A 14,740-nucleotide genomic window follows, 5' to 3' on the forward strand; every position below is an offset into this window, starting at 1 on the left:
TCCTACGTTTTCACTCAGTTTCGGAATCCTCTCCTGATGAAAGTCGCCATTATTTCAGGCTCGGTGTATGGCACCGCCGAAGAAGTCGCCCGTCATGCCGAATCCTTGCTCAAGGCTGCCGGGTTCGACGCCTGGCATGCGGCGCGTGCCACCCTTGAGGATCTGCGCGGTTTTGCGCCGCAGGCGCTGCTGGCGGTGACCTCGACCACCGGGATGGGTGAGCTGCCCGACAACCTGATGCCGCTGTACAGCACGATTCGCGATGTACTGCCGGGCGAGTGGCGCGGTTTGCCGGGCGCGGTGCTGGCCCTGGGCGATTCGAGCTATGGCGACACCTACTGCGGCGGGGGCGAGCAGATGCGCGAGCTGTTTGCCGAGCTCGGCGTGCGGGAAGTGCAGCCGATGCTGCGACTGGATGCCAGCGAGACCGTGACCCCGGAAACGGACGCAGAGCCCTGGCTGGCAGAGCTGGCGCAGCTGCTCAAGGCGTAAGCCGCGGGGGCTGCGCGATCTTCTTGCGAGCAAGGTTTCTTCCAGGGAGGGTGAGTGGCGATTCGCCGCTCACCCTCCTTTGCGCTCCTGCACCAACGCCAGCCACGCCTGCGCCGCTCGCGACAGGTACGCTCCGCGCCGCCAGATGAACGCGATGTCCCAGCGCAGGTGGCCAGGCTCCACCAGCGGCACTCTCACCACCCCATCACGCTCCAGCCCACGTGCCACCACGCTGGGCAGCAGCACCACGCCCTGTCCTGCGGCCACCAGCGCGGTGAGGAAATCCGCCTGGCCGCTGCGCCCGCCCTCCTTTGGGGTGAAACCTGCCTGCTCGCAGGCGCTGAGCAGTTTGTCGTTGAGCATGAAGCTGCGGTGGTACAGCAGGAACGGCGTATCGGCCAGTTGGCGCAGGGTCACTCCGTCGCGTTCGGCCAAGGGGTGGTTGTCTGGGAGCAATGCATCGAGCGGTTCGTTGCAGAAGGGTTGATAGTCGAAGGCCGGGTCGCTCGGGGTGACGCTGCCACCCAATTCGAGCTCGCCACTCCTGACTCCCTGTTCGACGATCCGGCTGCCGCCTTCGACCAGGTGCACGGTGATGTTCGGATAGCGCCGCCGGTATTCGGCGAACAGGCTGGCGAACAGGGCCTCGCCGCCGACCACCGGCAAACCCAGGCGCAGTTCGCCGCGGGCCATCTGGCTCAGGTCGTCGAGTTCGGTCAGCAACTCATGGCGCTGGCGCAGCAGGGCCTCGCCGCGTTCGAGCACGATGCGTCCGGCGGCGGTGAGATGCAGTTGCGAGCCCTGGCGCTCGAGCAGGGGTTGGCCGAGGTCTTCCTCGAGCTGGGCCACTTGCTTGCTCACCGCCGACTGGCTGATGTGCAGCGTGTGTGCGGCCTGGGTGAATCCCCCTCGATGAACCACTTCGATGAAGCTGCGCAGTTGCTTGAATTCCATTGCCTGAATTCCAGATTGGAATGGATGGCAGTCTAACAATTCGCTTTTGGCCTTGGCAGCAGCTTTTTAAAATGGGCCCATCCCGAGGAAACCCATCATGAAAGCCATCGTATCGAATGCCTTGACCCCCCTGCTCGCCGAGCTGTGCGTGCTGTTTGTGCTGTATCTGGTTGGCGGCGAACTCGTCGCCTGGCTTGGCTGGCCGATCCCGGCCGGGGTCATGGGCATGGCGCTGTTGCTGGTGTTGTTTGCCGTGGGGGCCGTGAAACCGGGCACGTTGCAACGTGGCGCTGGTTGGTTGATGGCGCAGATGCTGCTGTTCTTCATCCCGGCGCTGATGAGCCTGCTCGACTACGGCAGCCTGATGCGCAGCGAGGGGTGGCGCATCCTGCTGGTGATCGCCTTGAGCACCCTGGTGGTGATGGTGGTCACGGCGCTTACGGTCGAACTGGTCTGCCGCTGGAGCCTGCGCCATGAAGCTTGAACCGATGTCGCTGTTCTGGCTTGCGCTGACTGTGGGGGCCTACCTGTTCAGCCGCTGGCTGTATGGGCGCACTGGCCGTTATCTGCTGTCGCCGCTGGTGCTGGTCCCGGCGCTGCTGCTGGCGGTGGCGGTTCCGCTGCACACCGCCTACGCCGAGTATGCCCGCAACACCCATTGGCTGATCGGCGTGCTGGGGCCGGTCACCGTGGCCTTCGCCGTGCCGATCTGGCAGCAGCGGGCGATGCTGGCGCGACATTGGCCGGCGCTGTTGCTGGGGATGCTGGCGGGCAGCCTGGCGTCGATCTCCAGTTCCTGGGGGCTGGCGCACCTGCTGGCGCTGGATGAGTCGGTCAGCCTGTCACTGGTGCCGCGCTCGATCACCACGCCGTTCGCCATGCCGCTGGCCCATGACCTGGGCGGTGTGCCCGAGCTGACCGCAGTGTTCGTGATGTTCACCGGTGTGCTGGGGGCTGTGTTCGGCGGCCTGCTGTTGCGGGTGTTGCCGCTGCGTACGTCACTGGCGCGCGGCGCACTGTTTGGAGTCGGTGCCCATGGCGCCGGGGTCAGCCGCGCCCATGAAGTGGGCGGGGAGGAAGGCTCGGTGGCGGGGCTGGTGATGGTGCTGACCGGCCTGCTCAACCTGTTCGCCGCGCCATTGCTCGCCTGCCTGCTATGACCGTTCGTGCCAGTGTCCTGCAAGGTCATCAAGCTGGCTGCCAAGGTAAGTTCCGCCATTCAAGGCGCTGACTAGACTCAGCCTCGACATAGAGAGCACATGCAAGTGCCGAGGTGACATGCAATGAGCGCAGCCTTGCCCTATACCGTCAACACCTGATCAGCGGGACGATTCCGATGCCTTTGGCCGAAATTCCATTGTGCGTCTGGCGTACCCGGGGACAGAGTTTTTCCTTCCGGGGCCAGAGCATCCGTTACTGGACAGCAGGGCAAGGAGAGCCCTTGCTGCTGTTACATGGCTTCCCTACCGCCAGCTGGGACTGGCACTACCTGTGGGCACCCTTGGCGCAGCGCTTTCGCGTCGTGGCCTGCGACATGCTCGGCTTCGGCGATTCGGCCAAGCCTGCCGACCACGAGTACAGCCTGATGGAGCAGGCCGATCTGCAACAGGCGCTGCTAGACCACCTGAGAATCGAACAGCCGGTGCACCTGCTGGCCCACGACTACGGTGGCAGCGTCGCCCAGGAGTTGCTCGCGCGCCATCACGAAGGGCGTGCCGACATTGCCAGTTGCGCGTTTCTCAACAGCGCGCTGTTCCCCGAGCTGTGTCCGTTGCTGCTGGTGCAGAAGCTGCTGCTCAGCCCGCTGGGCTGGCTGGTGGCGCGTTCGTTCGGGCGGGATGATCTGGTGCGCAATGTCAGCCAGGTCTACGGCCCTTGCACCCACCCCAGCGAAAGCGCGCTGGACGATTGCTGGAGCCTGATGGTGTCAAACCGCGGGACGCGCATCCTGCACAAATTGATGGCCTATGTGCCGGAGCGTCAGGCACAGCGGCAACGCTGGATTGGTGCACTGCAGACGGAGGGCGTGCCGTTGCGCCTGATCAATGGCGCGGTGGATCCGCTGTCGGGGGCGCACATGGTCGAGCGCTACCGGCAACTGGTGCCTGACCCCGATACCGTGGTGTTGCAGGGGATCGGCCACTATCCGCACACCGAAGCGCCGGTGCAGGTGCTGCGTCATTACCTGGCGTTTCGCGAGCAGCCCCTGAGCTATATACCGCAGCGGGTTGCCTGGTCCTGAACGCGGCGATCATCGCCTTGTGTTATCGCCTGCCATTCAGCGTCACTGCGCTTGATTGTCCGCTGCCGATGGCTGGCGGACACTCCAGGTATCCCAATTCTTGCCTGGAGCCTTGAGCATGAGCGAGCCGGTAAATCTGCAAGACCGCGTAGTGATCGTCACGGGGGCCGGCGGTGGCCTGGGCCGGACCCACGCGCTGCTGTTCGCGGCCCGTGGTGCACGTGTGGTGGTCAACGACCTGGGCGGCTCGACCCATGGCGAAGGCGCCAGCGCATCGGCGGCCGACCGGGTGGTGGAGGAGATTCGCGCCGCAGGCGGTACCGCGGTGGCCAACCACGATTCGGTGGCCGAGGGGGCGCGTATCGTCGAGCAGGCGCTGGACAGTTTCGGGCGGGTCGATGTGCTGGTGAACAACGCCGGCATCCTGCGCGACAAGACCTTCCACAAGATGGAGGACGCCGATTGGGACCAGGTCTACCGGGTCCATGCCGAAGGCGCCTACAAGGTGACCCGCGCCGCCTGGTCGCACCTGCGCGAGCAGAACTGGGGACGGGTGATCTTCACCGCCTCCACGTCCGGCATCTACGGTAATTTCGGCCAGGCCAACTATGGCATGGCCAAGCTCGGCCTCTATGGGCTGACCCGCACCCTGGCCATCGAGGGCCGCAAGCATGGGATTCTGGTCAACGCCATTGCGCCCACAGGGGGCACGCGCATGACAGAAGGCCTGATCCCGCCGCAGGTGTTCGAACGTCTCAAGCCTGAGCTGATCAGCCCGGTGGTGGTGTACCTGGGCAGCGAGCAGTGCCAGGACACGGGGCAGTTGTATGAAGTGGGCGGTGGCTGGGTCGGCAAGGTCCGATGGGAGCGAAGCCTTGGCGTTGGATTCGACCCCAATGGCGGGTTCACGCCGGAACAGGTAGCCGAGCATTGGGCGCAGATCGGCGACTTCGAGGGGGCGACTCATCCGCAGGATACGTTGCAGGCTTTGCAGCAGATGATGGCGAATCTGCAGAAGCACCCGCTGGGATAGTGGGTTTCGAGCGCAAAAAAAGGCCGCTGCATCGGCAGCGGCCAATCGAGACGTCAGATCAAGGAGCTTCAAAATCAACGTCGTTCACACGTGGCGGCCCGAACGACGGGGGAGTGCCTTTCGCGCCAGCCAGTGAAAACAGAATAAGCCGCTGATCCCACGGGAAAAATAGCCCTGGGTGACATTCACCTTTACGTTTCGGGTAAAAGTGCGCCAAAAACAGTCAGGCCGCATCACGACAGTGCAGGGCCGTGAAACCCCGGTCCATCTCAGGCTTCGTAGCCCATCCGCCAACTGACGGTGCGCGCCGCGCTCAGCAATTGCCGGGCGGCCGGGCCATCTTCATCGGCATGGAAGATCGACGTCGGGCCAACGACCGTCATCACCGCTGCAATCTGGCCCATGGCGTTGAACACCGGCGCCGACAACGCATCCACGCCCGGCATCAGCAAACCGTGAACATGGTGCAGGCCGCGTGTGCGGATCTGCGTGAACAGGTCCACGTAGTGCTCGACCCGCTGCCCCCGTGCGGCCAGTTCGCGGTCGCGCAACTCGATGGTTTCCCGCTCTGGCAGGTGAGCGGCGAATACCAGCCCGGTGGATGAACTCAGCAGTGGCAATACCGAGCCGATCTGGGTCACTACCGTCACGGCGCGCACCGCAGGCTCGATGTTCACCACGGTTGCGCCCTGGTTACCCCACACGGCGATGAAGCAGCTCTCGTTGAGCGCGTCGCGCAGTTGCGACAGCGGCAGGGCCGCGACCTTCAGCACATCGATGCTGCCCAGCGCCGCCATCCCTACGCGCAAGGCTTCGCGCCCGAGCCCGTAGTGATTGGTGGCCGCATCCTGCTCGGCGAAACCGCTGGCGATCAAGGCCTGCAGGTAGCGATGGACCTTGCTGGCGGGCATCTGCACATGTTCGGCCAGGCGCGACAGCGAGGTGGAGGGCGACAGTTCGGCCAGCGCCTTGAGGATGTCGGTGCCGACTTCAGCGGAACGGACCTTCTGTTTGCTGTTGTCAGCTGCAGTTTTGTCTCTGGACATCGTAAGACGCTTCCGGGATTCATTCTGGCCGACTTTATAGCTTGACGCCTCTTGCCGAGCAAATTACGTTATTCGTAATCGGATTACGATAAATATAAATTCAGATGTGCTGTGTGTCCCCTGGCAATGGTCGGTCCACCCGCCGATTCGGGGCTGCAGCTCTCTGCCGTCAATGGCTCCACCGAGCCTGGAGGCCCCGATGACCCGCGACACCTCCCCTGAACTCAGCTACCTGAGCGGCTTCGGTAACGAATTCGCCAGTGAAGCCTTGCCCGGTGCGCTGCCGGTCGGGCAGAACTCTCCACAGAAAGCACCCTATGGGCTATACGCCGAGTTGCTGTCGGGCACCGCCTTCACCATGGCGCGCAGCGAACTGAGGCGTACCTGGCTGTACCGTATCCGCCCCTCTGCGCTGCACCCGCGCTTCGAGCGCCTGGCGCGTCAGCCCCTGGCCGGCCCGCTCGCTGCGGCGAACCCCAATCGCCTGCGCTGGAACCCGCAGCCAATCCCGTCCGTCCCGACCGACTTCATCGAGGGCTGGTTGCCCATGGTGGCCAATGCGGCCGCTGACAAACCGGCCGGGGTGAGCATCTATATCTACGGCGCCAATCGCTCCATGGAGCGGGTGTTCTTCAATGCCGACGGCGAGTTGCTGCTGGTGCCACAGCAGGGGCGACTGCGCATTGCCACCGAACTGGGCGTGCTGCAGGTCGGGCCGCAGGAGATCGCGGTGATTCCGCGCGGTATGAAGTTCCGCGTCGAGCTGCCTGATGGCCAGGCACGCGGCTACATCGCCGAGAACCACGGCGCGCCGCTACGCCTCCCTGACCTGGGCCCGATCGGCAGCAATGGCCTGGCCAACCCGCGCGACTTCCTCACCCCGGTCGCGCACTACGAAGAAACCCATGGCCCGGTGCAGTTGGTGCAGAAGTTCCTTGGCGAGCACTGGGCCTGCCAACTGCAGCATTCGCCGCTGGACGTGGTGGCCTGGCACGGCAGCAACGTGCCGTACAAGTACGACCTGCGCCGCTTCAACACCCTCGGCACGGTCAGCTTCGACCATCCGGATCCCTCGATCTTCACCGTGCTGACCTCGCCCACCAGCGTGCACGGCCTGGCCAACATGGACTTCGTGATCTTCCCGCCGCGCTGGATGGTGGCCGAGAACACCTTCCGTCCCCCGTGGTTCCACCGCAACTTGATGAACGAGTTCATGGGCCTGATCGACGGCGCCTACGATGCCAAGGCCGAGGGCTTCCTGCCGGGTGGCGCATCGCTGCATGGGGTGATGAGCGCCCACGGGCCAGACGCCGAAACCTGCGACAAGGCGATCGCCGCCGAGCTGGCGCCGCACAAGATCGACCACACCATGGCCTTCATGTTCGAGACCAGCCAGGTGCTGCGTCCGAGCCAGCAGGCCCTCGAGAGCCCGCAATTGCAGGCCGACTACGACAGTTGCTGGGCAACGCTGCCAAGCACCTTCAATCCGAACCGGAGATGACCGATGAACCAGACCGCCATTGCCCGTAGCTGGGTCGAACACGCCAACGGGCACCGCGACTTCCCGCTGCAGAACCTGCCGCTGGGCATCTTCAGTCGCCCGGGCCAGGCACCACGCTGCGGCGTGGCCATCGGCGACGCCATCCTCGACCTGGAGGCCGCACTCGCCGCCGGTGTGTTCGAGGGCGCGGCCAAGGCTGCTGTCGAGGCTACCCGCGGCGGCGCCCTGAACGCCTTCTTCGCCCTCGGCCGCCCCGCCCGGGTGGCCCTGCGCGAGCGCTTGCAGGTTCTGCTCGGCGAGCACAGCGAGCATCGGGCCGTGTTGCAAGCGGCGTTGCATCCGGCTGGCGAATGCACCCTGCACCTGCCGGCCCGGGTCGGTGACTACACGGACTTCTACGTCGGTATCGAGCACGCCAGGAACGTCGGCAAGCTGTTCCGCCCAGACAATCCGCTGCTGCCCAACTACAAGCACGTACCGATCGCCTACCACGGCCGCGCCTCGACCTTGCGCCCGTCCGGCACCGATGTGCGCCGCCCCAAGGGCCAGACGCTCCCGGCCGGGCAGACCGAGCCGAGTTTCGGCCCGTGTGCGCGGCTGGACTACGAGCTGGAGCTGGGTATCTGGATCGGTCAGGGCAATGACATGGGGCAGCCGATCGCGATCGGTGAAGCAGCCGAGCACGTGGCCGGCTTCTGCCTGCTCAACGACTGGTCGGCGCGTGATATCCAGGCCTGGGAGTACCAGCCGCTGGGGCCGTTCCTGTCCAAGAGCTTCATCACCAGCGTCTCGCCGTGGGTGGTAACCGCCGAGGCGCTGGAGCCGTTCCGCTGTGCGCAACCCGCACGCCCGGAAGGCGATCCGCAGCCCTTGTCTTACCTGCTCGACAAACGTGACCAGGCCGGCGGCGCCTTCGACATCGAACTGGAAGTGCTGTTGCTGACCGAGCGCATGCGTGATGAGGGCGTGCCGGCGCACCGCCTCACCTTGAGCAACACCCGCAGCATGTACTGGACCGTGGCACAGATGGTGGCGCACCACAGTGTCAACGGTTGCCAGTTGCAAGCCGGTGACCTGTTCGGCTCGGGCACGCTGTCCGGGGCTGTGCCGGGTTCGTTCGGCAGCCTGTTGGAGATCACCGAAGGCGGCAAGCAACCGGTGCAACTGGCCAATGGTGAGGTGCGCAAGTTCCTCGAGGACGGCGACGAAATCATCCTGCGTGCGCGTTGCGTGCGCGATGGCGTTGCCAGCATCGGTTTCGGCGAATGCCGTGGCACGGTGGTCGGGGCCAACTGAGGGGGCAGGGCGATGGAGCTGTTCACCTACTTCCGTTCCACCTCCTCTTACCGGGTGCGCATCGCCTTGGCGCTCAAGGGCCTGGATTATCAGGCCCGGCCGGTCAACCTGCTCAAGGGCGAGCACCGTGCTGCGGACTACCTGGCGCTCAACCCCCAGGGGCGGGTGCCCGCGCTGCGCACGGACAGCGGCGAATTGCTGGTGCAGTCGCTGGCGATCATCGAGTACCTGGAAGAGCGCTTCCCCGACACGCCGCTTTTGCCCCAGGGCGAGGACGCTCGGGCACAGGTGCGTGGGGTCGCGGCGATCATCGGTTGCGACGTGCATCCACTGCACAACGTCAGCGTGCTCAACCAGTTGCGTCAGCTGGGGCACGATGAAACCCAGGTCAACCAGTGGATCGCCCACTGGATTGGCCAGGGGCTGGCGGCAGTGGAGCAACTGATCGGCGACCAGGGTTTCTGCTTTGGCGATACGCCGGGGCTGGCGGATGTGTACCTGATGCCGCAGTTGTACGCGGCCGAGCGGTTCAATGTGGATCTGGACGACTACCCGCGTATTCGTAGGGTCGCCGCCCTGGCTGGGCAGCATCCAGCCTTCGTCAAAGCGCACCCGGCGAACCAGCCGGATACGCCCTGAGCACGGCGTCGGCCTTTTTGCGGGCAATCCCGTTCCCACTGCGCCGACGCTGCTTCGCACCCCTACAACAAAAACAACCCGGTACCTTGCGATGCACAACCAGATAGCCAGCTTTCGCGCGGCCCTCGATGGGCGTCCTGTGTCTTCCTACCAATGGCGCCTGCTGGCGCTGCTGATCCTGTTGTTGGTGACCGACGGCTATGACGCCCAGGTGCTGGGTTACGTGATTCCGGCCCTGGCCCAGGACTGGGGCCTGGAGAAGGCGGCGTTCGGACCGGTGTTCAGCGCCAACCTGCTGGGGCTGACACTGGGCTCGCTCGCCGTCACCCCACTGGCCGATCGCTTTGGCGTGCGCAGGGTGCTGCTCTGGTGCGTGCTGCTGTACGCGAGCCTGACCCTGCTGATGGTGTTTTCCACCTCGTTGAACAGCCTGATGCTGGCGCGCTTTTTGTGCGGTATCGGCATGGGCGGGGCGATGCCCAGCGCGATGGCGCTGATGGCCGACTATGCGCCGCCGCGCCTGCGCACCTTGATGGTGACCCTCGCGGCCTGCGGTTTCTCCCTCGGCGGCGCGGCGGGTGGCTTCGTCGCGGCAGGCTTCATTGACAGGTTCGGTTGGGAGGCGGTGTTTCTGGCCGGTGGCGTGGCGCCGCTGCTGTTGTTTCCCTTCCTGGTGATGTTCCTGCCCGAGTCCTTGCCCCGGCTGTTGCGCGATGCACCTCCCTTCGCCCGTCTGCAACGCCTGGCAGCGCGCGTGCTACCCGGCTGGCAAGTGCCTGCGGCACAGCGTGCAGTGGATGAGCCGGCGGCAGACAAACTGACCGTATTGGGCTTGTTCCGCGATGGCTTCGCCCGGCCGACGCTGCTCATCTGGGGGACCTTCTTCGTCAGCCTGATCCTGCTGTATTTCATGATCAGCTGGCTGCCGTCGCTGTTGCTGGAGAGCGGGCTGGCGCTCAAGCAAGCCAACCTGGTGACTTCGCTGTTCCTGTTCGCCGGGACCTTCGGCGCGATCTGCCTGGCCTGGTGCGCCGATCGCATGGCCAACAAGGCCAGGTTACTGGCGGCGGTCCTGGTGGGCGCTGCGGTCTTCAGCGTGCTGGTGGGCTTGAACCACGCCGATCCGCGCTGGCTGGTGCCGAGCGTGTTCGCTGCAGGTTTCTGCATCATCGGCGGACAACTGACACTCAATGCCTTCGTCAGCAACTTCTACCCGGCTCAGGTTCGTGCGACCGGCGCCGGCTGGGCGCTGGGCGTCGGGCGCTTCGGTTCGATCCTCGGGCCGTTGTTCGGCAGCCTGCTGCTGGCCATGCACATGCCGGTGGAGTGGATTTTCTTCTTCTGTGCGATTCCGGCAGTGATCGCGGCCCTGCTGATCAGCCGGGTGCGTGCGCCGGGCAAGCAGGCCGATGCGCAGGCGGCCAAGGTCGATGCGCTAGTGGATTGAACGGTTTGTCGAAGGCAATTGGGCGAGGCGCTCGCCCAGCTTGAGGCGTTGCACCGGATCGTCGCTCAACAGCAGTGCGTGCTCCAGGTCGAAGCGTTCGGCCTGGGGGCAGTCCAGGTGCTGGTAGAGGGTGGCGCGGGCCAGGTAGTCGGAGACCTGCACTGGCCCCAGTTGCATCACCCGTTCTGCATCGATCAGCGCAGCCAGGTCGTTGTCGTTGCTGCTGTGCAGTTGGCGCAGGTTGCGCGACAGGCGCTGCAGCATCTGCATCGGGCTGGCGCTGTGCAGGTGTTCAGCGGTCAGCGTCATGTGCGGGCCGTATTGGCGGTTGAGCAGTTCGCGGCAATCCGCGGGGTACAGGCGTCGACCGCCGCAGGGGTCGAGCAGGTGATCGGCGCCCGGTACGCGCAACAGGAAGTGGCCAGGGAAGTTCACCCCCTCCAGTGGGATCGACAGGCGCTGGGCCATCTCCAGTGCGAGGATCGCCAGCAGCAGCGGCTGGCCTCGACGGCGCTGCAGCACCTTGTCCATCAGCGCCGCTTGCGGACGTAGCGGGTGGTATTCGTCCTGCTGGAAACCCAGGGCGTTGAGTTGACGCAGCAGTGGCTGGGCGAGCTCGCTGACGGGCAGCATTGGCAGGCGCGCGTTGACTTCCCGATGCAGGTCGTGCAGTTGCGCAAGACAGGCGGCGGGATCGACCTCGCGATCATGCTCGGCGGCGATCCAGAGGGTGGCTTCCAACAGGGCGACCGGAATGCGGTCGAGGCAGGCCAGGCAGGCTTTACGTGGGTTCATCGGACTTCTCCACACACACTAGATTTTTAGCCCCGGCGCACCGATTCGTCCAGTGGTCCGCCCAGGCCCTGGACAGTCGCCGGCTGCCTATACTGATGTGAGCACCTTGTGGGGAGCCCGTCGATGTTCGCGCTCATGCAAAGCACCCGTACCCAGTCCCTGCACCTGTGGAACGACCCCGCCACTGGCTTGAAAGCCGTGGTGGCGATTCATAGCGAGCAATTGGGGCCAGCCATGGGGGGCTGTCGCTACCTGCCGTACGCCGACGATGAAAGTGCGATGAGCGATGCCATTCATCTGGCCCAAGGCATGAGCTACAAGGCTGCCCTGGCCGGGCTGGCGATGGGCGGTGGCAAGGCGGTGATCGTGCGCAACCCCCATGTGGAAAACCGCGCGGCGCTGTTCGAGGCGTTCGGGCGTTTCGTCGACAGCCTGCAAGGGCGTTTCATCACTGCCGTGGACAGCGGCACCTCGACGCTGGACATGGACTGCATCGCCCAGTCCACCCCTCATGTCACCAGCACCACCGCCTCGGGCGATCCCTCGCCGCACGCGGCCATGGGCGTGTTCGCCGGTATTCGCGCCACCTCGATGGCACGGCTGGGTAGCGACAATCTCGAAGGGTTGCGCGTGGCAGTGCAAGGGCTGGGCAATGTGGGTTATGCACTGGCCGAGCAGTTGCATGCGGCAGGGGCAGAGTTGCTGGTCAGCGACCTCGACCCGGGGCGGGTGAGGCTGGCGGTGGAGCAGTTCGGGGCGCATCCGTTGACCAACGATGCGCTGATCAGCACGCCCTGCGATATCTTCGCGCCCTGTGGGGTAGGGCCGGTGCTCAACGGCCAGAGCGTGATGAAGTTGCGTTGCGCGGCGGTGGCCGGCGCCGCCAATCATCAGTTGACCACCTTGCAGGTGGCCGATCAGCTCGAGAGCCGCGGGATTCTGTATGCCCCGGACTACGTGATCAATGCCGGTGGGCTGATCTACGTGGCGTTGACTCACCGAGGCGCTGACCTGAGCACCATCACCGCGCATCTGGCGCGTATCCCTACGCGTCTGACCGAGGTATTCGCCCATGCCCAGGCCGAGAAGCGCTCGCCTGCGCGTGTGGCGCAGATGCTGGCGGAGCGGCTGTTGTACGGTTGAGCGAGCGCTGGCTCCAGCATCCACGCCCCGATGTACAGGAGCCGCAGACGCTGCGGCAGGTGCCTTATTCCGCTGCCTCGCCTTCGAGCAGTTCAGCCAGCGCATCGGGCTGGCTCTTGAATGCCCGGGCGAACACGTCGCGGTTCTTTGCCATGTAGATGCCCGCTTCTTCGACTTGCTGCTCGCTCAGCGACGGCACGGCCTTTTGCAGTACTTCGGCCAGCCGTTCGGCCAGCTCGAGCATCTTGTCGTGACGGTCTGCTTCGGCCTTATCCATGAACAAGCGCTCCGGGTCGCGGCTGCTGCGGTACACCACTTCGACGGCCATTCATCACCTCTGTGCCTTTTGTGTATGTGGGTTGGACGACAACTGTATCTTTATACAGTGTCGAGCATAGCGGATTCTTTGGCAATCGGATAGTGGCGTTCTGATTTGCCCCGATGCTCTCGCCGAAGCCTAGTCCATAGGTGCCTTGCGGCAATCGGTCGCCTTCCAAGTAAGGGGCCTGGCCCTTTAACTGCATGTCACAAGCGTCACATCGGTGGCGCATCATCCTTCATGTCGTATCGAGGAATCCTGCATCGTGAAATCCAAATGGCCAGAAAAGCTGCGCAAGGGCCTGCATGCGCCCGCCGACGCACTGGGAAATCTGTTCGTCGAGTCGTTCCACTACCTGGCCCTGTTCGGCATCGGTGCGATCACGGCCTATGCCGCCGTGGCGACCTTCATCGAGATGCTGGAGAAGGGTGGCATCAGTGTCGATGACATCCTGCTGCTGTTCATCTACCTCGAGCTGGGAGCCATGGTGGGGATCTACTTCAAGACCAACCACATGCCGATCCGCTTTCTGCTGTACGTGGCGATCACCGCGCTGACACGCTTGCTGATCGGCGATGTCTCGCACCACAAGGCGCCGGATGTTGGCTTGCTGTACGTGTGTGGCGGCATCCTGCTGCTGGCCTTCGCGATCCTGGTGGTGCGCTTTGCCTCGTACCGCTACCCGTCGACACGGGCGATCGATGCCAACGGCAAGGATATGGACGACGGCAAGGTCTGACCCATCCGGCAGCGACTTGGGCAAGCGGTGGCGGCTTGCCCTGCCTTATGGACAAATATTTAGTTGAAAGGGGTTTTGATAACCAATCGTTCTGCAAGATTTCTCCGCGTCACGCCACAAGCCTATAACGGAGATCACGCAGGACGCCGCAATGCCCCATTACCTCGACGATGCCCAGCGCGAAGACGTGCAGCATCTTCAGTGCACCTTCACCGGCCGTACCGAATGGCCGACCTGGCTGTTGCTGGCGGTGGTGTATGGCGGCTGGACGGCGCTGCTGCCGCTCAGCCATGCGCTGGGCGTGTGGCCGACCACCCTGTTGCTGATCCCGCTGCTGGTGCTGTGGCTGTCGTTGCAGCACGAGTTGCTGCACGGGCACCCGACCCGTTTTCCCTGGCTGAACAAGTTGCTCGGCTACGCGCCCTTTGCCCTCTGGTATCCCTACACCCTGTATCGCGACAGCCACCTGATTCATCACCGCGATCACGACCTCACCTTGCCGGGTCTGGATCCTGAAAGCCGCTACCTGAGCGACCGGCACTGGCAGCGCAGCACCCGGTGGCACAGAGGGGTGCTGTGGCTGGGCAAGACGGTCCCCGGACGTGTGCTGGTCGGCGCGCCGCTGGGTCTGTTCGGGCTGGCCCGGAAGGAGCTGGCGCGGCTGGGGCGCGGTGATCGCCAGGCCTGGCTGATGTGGCTGACCCACGGCCTGTGCAGCGTATTGCTGATGATGTTGGTTGCGCGGTTCAGCGCACTGTCGGTGCTGCACTACGTGTTCCTGGTCAGCGTGCCGGCCGTTGGCCTGGCGATGCTGCGTTCGTTCTACGAGCATCGGCCGCACCCGCTGCCTGAGCAGCGCACGGTGATCAACGAGGCCGGGCGCCTCTGGTCGCTGCTGTTCCTGAACAACAACCTGCACCTGGTGCACCACGATCTTCCGGGCCTGCCCTGGTACTTCATCCCGCGTGTCTACCAGCGTCATCGCGCGCAATGGCTGCTGCGCAGCGGGCACTTCCTGGTGCCGGGCTATGGGGCGCTGCTGCGTCGCCACGGCCTTGCGCCGATCGACAGCCCACGTCACCCCTTCGCCTGAA

16 protein-coding genes are annotated in these 14,740 nt (G+C 64.7%); 12 read left to right on the top strand and 4 right to left on the bottom strand.

Annotated elements, in window-relative coordinates:
• Positions 1-36: 36 nt before the first annotated feature.
• On the top strand, positions 37-492 hold the full coding sequence (locus ACMGGG_RS02570; RefSeq protein ID WP_054893519.1) for a flavodoxin: 456 nt from the start codon (positions 37-39) through the stop codon (positions 490-492).
• 69 nt (positions 493-561) lie between these two features.
• Here ACMGGG_RS02570 and ACMGGG_RS02575 read toward each other — a convergent pair whose 3' ends face one another.
• Positions 562-1,446 (bottom strand): LysR family transcriptional regulator, encoded by an 885-nt coding sequence (locus tag ACMGGG_RS02575; RefSeq protein WP_063543077.1) that lies wholly within the window; start codon positions 1,444-1,446, stop codon positions 562-564.
• Positions 1,447-1,543: 97 nt separating this feature from the next.
• Between ACMGGG_RS02575 and ACMGGG_RS02580 the strand changes: the two genes are divergently transcribed.
• The 4 genes from ACMGGG_RS02580 (at position 1,544) to ACMGGG_RS02595 (ending at position 4,721) form a co-directional block, all read left to right on the top strand.
• Positions 1,544-1,930, top strand: coding sequence for a CidA/LrgA family protein (locus ACMGGG_RS02580; protein WP_063543079.1), 387 nt, complete (start codon positions 1,544-1,546; stop codon positions 1,928-1,930).
• A complete protein-coding gene (locus tag ACMGGG_RS02585; protein ID WP_063543081.1) occupies positions 1,920-2,606 on the top strand; it encodes an LrgB family protein in 687 nt (228 codons plus the stop codon). The genes ACMGGG_RS02580 and ACMGGG_RS02585 overlap by 11 nt, the downstream gene beginning before the upstream one ends.
• A gap of 176 nt (positions 2,607-2,782) precedes the next feature.
• Positions 2,783-3,688, top strand: a complete 906-nt coding sequence (locus tag ACMGGG_RS02590) for an alpha/beta fold hydrolase (protein ID WP_063543083.1) — start codon at positions 2,783-2,785, stop codon at positions 3,686-3,688.
• Positions 3,689-3,806: 118 nt separating this feature from the next.
• The gene (locus ACMGGG_RS02595) at positions 3,807-4,721 is read left to right on the top strand and encodes an SDR family oxidoreductase (RefSeq protein WP_414154817.1); all 915 of its coding nucleotides are present in this window, start codon (positions 3,807-3,809) and stop codon (positions 4,719-4,721) included.
• Positions 4,722-4,990: 269 nt separating this feature from the next.
• On the opposite strand, the gene ACMGGG_RS02600 is transcribed toward ACMGGG_RS02595, so the two are convergent.
• Positions 4,991-5,767 carry an IclR family transcriptional regulator gene (locus tag ACMGGG_RS02600; RefSeq protein ID WP_414154818.1) on the bottom strand — a complete coding sequence of 259 codons (777 nt, stop codon included), beginning with the start codon at positions 5,765-5,767 and terminating at the stop codon, positions 4,991-4,993.
• 199 nt (positions 5,768-5,966) lie between these two features.
• Between ACMGGG_RS02600 and hmgA the strand changes: the two genes are divergently transcribed.
• The 4 genes from hmgA to ACMGGG_RS02620 all read left to right on the top strand — a co-directional run bounded on the left by hmgA (position 5,967) and on the right by ACMGGG_RS02620 (position 10,650).
• Complete coding sequence (gene hmgA, locus ACMGGG_RS02605; RefSeq protein WP_063543087.1) at positions 5,967-7,268, top strand: homogentisate 1,2-dioxygenase; 1,302 nt, start codon at positions 5,967-5,969, stop codon at positions 7,266-7,268.
• Between the two features lie 3 nt (positions 7,269-7,271).
• Positions 7,272-8,564 (top strand): fumarylacetoacetase, encoded by a 1,293-nt coding sequence (gene fahA / locus ACMGGG_RS02610; RefSeq protein WP_414155918.1) that lies wholly within the window; start codon positions 7,272-7,274, stop codon positions 8,562-8,564.
• A 12-nt stretch (positions 8,565-8,576) separates the two neighbouring features.
• Complete coding sequence (gene maiA / locus ACMGGG_RS02615; RefSeq protein WP_063543091.1) at positions 8,577-9,203, top strand: maleylacetoacetate isomerase; 627 nt, start codon at positions 8,577-8,579, stop codon at positions 9,201-9,203.
• Positions 9,204-9,294: 91 nt separating this feature from the next.
• A complete protein-coding gene (locus ACMGGG_RS02620) occupies positions 9,295-10,650 on the top strand; it encodes an MFS transporter (RefSeq protein ID WP_414154819.1) in 1,356 nt (451 codons plus the stop codon).
• Here ACMGGG_RS02620 and ACMGGG_RS02625 read toward each other — a convergent pair.
• A complete protein-coding gene (locus ACMGGG_RS02625; protein WP_414154820.1) occupies positions 10,639-11,445 on the bottom strand; it encodes a SirB1 family protein in 807 nt (268 codons plus the stop codon). The genes ACMGGG_RS02620 and ACMGGG_RS02625 overlap by 12 nt on opposite strands.
• 123 nt (positions 11,446-11,568) lie before the next feature.
• Here ACMGGG_RS02625 and ACMGGG_RS02630 point away from each other — a divergent pair, with 123 nt between their 5' ends.
• Positions 11,569-12,588: a Leu/Phe/Val dehydrogenase gene (locus ACMGGG_RS02630; protein ID WP_414154821.1), complete on the top strand. Its 1,020-nt coding sequence runs from the start codon at positions 11,569-11,571 to the stop codon at positions 12,586-12,588.
• A gap of 64 nt (positions 12,589-12,652) precedes the next feature.
• On the opposite strand, the gene ACMGGG_RS02635 is transcribed toward ACMGGG_RS02630, so the two are convergent.
• Complete coding sequence (locus tag ACMGGG_RS02635) at positions 12,653-12,916, bottom strand: YebG family protein (RefSeq protein WP_054893506.1); 264 nt, start codon at positions 12,914-12,916, stop codon at positions 12,653-12,655.
• 256 nt (positions 12,917-13,172) lie between these two features.
• On the opposite strand from ACMGGG_RS02635, the gene ACMGGG_RS02640 reads away from it, so the two are divergent.
• Both ACMGGG_RS02640 and ACMGGG_RS02645 read left to right on the top strand, forming a co-directional pair.
• Positions 13,173-13,646: a phosphate-starvation-inducible protein PsiE gene (locus ACMGGG_RS02640; RefSeq protein ID WP_054893505.1), complete on the top strand. Its 474-nt coding sequence runs from the start codon at positions 13,173-13,175 to the stop codon at positions 13,644-13,646.
• A gap of 151 nt (positions 13,647-13,797) precedes the next feature.
• Complete coding sequence (locus ACMGGG_RS02645; RefSeq protein WP_414154822.1) at positions 13,798-14,739, top strand: fatty acid desaturase; 942 nt, start codon at positions 13,798-13,800, stop codon at positions 14,737-14,739.
• Position 14,740: the final 1 nt, after the last annotated feature.

Source organism: Pseudomonas sp. BNK-44-b (assembly GCF_047456245.1).
Classification (GTDB): domain Bacteria; phylum Pseudomonadota; class Gammaproteobacteria; order Pseudomonadales; family Pseudomonadaceae; genus Aquipseudomonas; species Aquipseudomonas machongensis.

Excerpts from the sequence above, each read along its gene's own strand:
- ACMGGG_RS02570 (WP_054893519.1), top strand. The coding sequence starts at position 37 with ATGAAAGTCGCCATTATTTCAGGCTCGGTGTATGGCACCGCCGAAGAA.
- ACMGGG_RS02575 (WP_063543077.1), bottom strand. The coding sequence starts at position 1,446 with ATGGAATTCAAGCAACTGCGCAGCTTCATCGAAGTGGTTCATCGAGGG.
- ACMGGG_RS02580 (WP_063543079.1), top strand. The coding sequence starts at position 1,544 with ATGAAAGCCATCGTATCGAATGCCTTGACCCCCCTGCTCGCCGAGCTG.
- ACMGGG_RS02585 (WP_063543081.1), top strand. The coding sequence starts at position 1,920 with ATGAAGCTTGAACCGATGTCGCTGTTCTGGCTTGCGCTGACTGTGGGG.
- ACMGGG_RS02590 (WP_063543083.1), top strand. The coding sequence starts at position 2,783 with ATGCCTTTGGCCGAAATTCCATTGTGCGTCTGGCGTACCCGGGGACAG.
- ACMGGG_RS02595 (WP_414154817.1), top strand. The coding sequence starts at position 3,807 with ATGAGCGAGCCGGTAAATCTGCAAGACCGCGTAGTGATCGTCACGGGG.
- ACMGGG_RS02600 (WP_414154818.1), bottom strand. The coding sequence starts at position 5,767 with ATGTCCAGAGACAAAACTGCAGCTGACAACAGCAAACAGAAGGTCCGT.
- hmgA (WP_063543087.1), top strand. The coding sequence starts at position 5,967 with ATGACCCGCGACACCTCCCCTGAACTCAGCTACCTGAGCGGCTTCGGT.
- fahA (WP_414155918.1), top strand. The coding sequence starts at position 7,272 with ATGAACCAGACCGCCATTGCCCGTAGCTGGGTCGAACACGCCAACGGG.
- maiA (WP_063543091.1), top strand. The coding sequence starts at position 8,577 with ATGGAGCTGTTCACCTACTTCCGTTCCACCTCCTCTTACCGGGTGCGC.
- ACMGGG_RS02620 (WP_414154819.1), top strand. The coding sequence starts at position 9,295 with ATGCACAACCAGATAGCCAGCTTTCGCGCGGCCCTCGATGGGCGTCCT.
- ACMGGG_RS02625 (WP_414154820.1), bottom strand. The coding sequence starts at position 11,445 with ATGAACCCACGTAAAGCCTGCCTGGCCTGCCTCGACCGCATTCCGGTC.
- ACMGGG_RS02630 (WP_414154821.1), top strand. The coding sequence starts at position 11,569 with ATGTTCGCGCTCATGCAAAGCACCCGTACCCAGTCCCTGCACCTGTGG.
- ACMGGG_RS02635 (WP_054893506.1), bottom strand. The coding sequence starts at position 12,916 with ATGGCCGTCGAAGTGGTGTACCGCAGCAGCCGCGACCCGGAGCGCTTG.
- ACMGGG_RS02645 (WP_414154822.1), top strand. The coding sequence starts at position 13,798 with ATGCCCCATTACCTCGACGATGCCCAGCGCGAAGACGTGCAGCATCTT.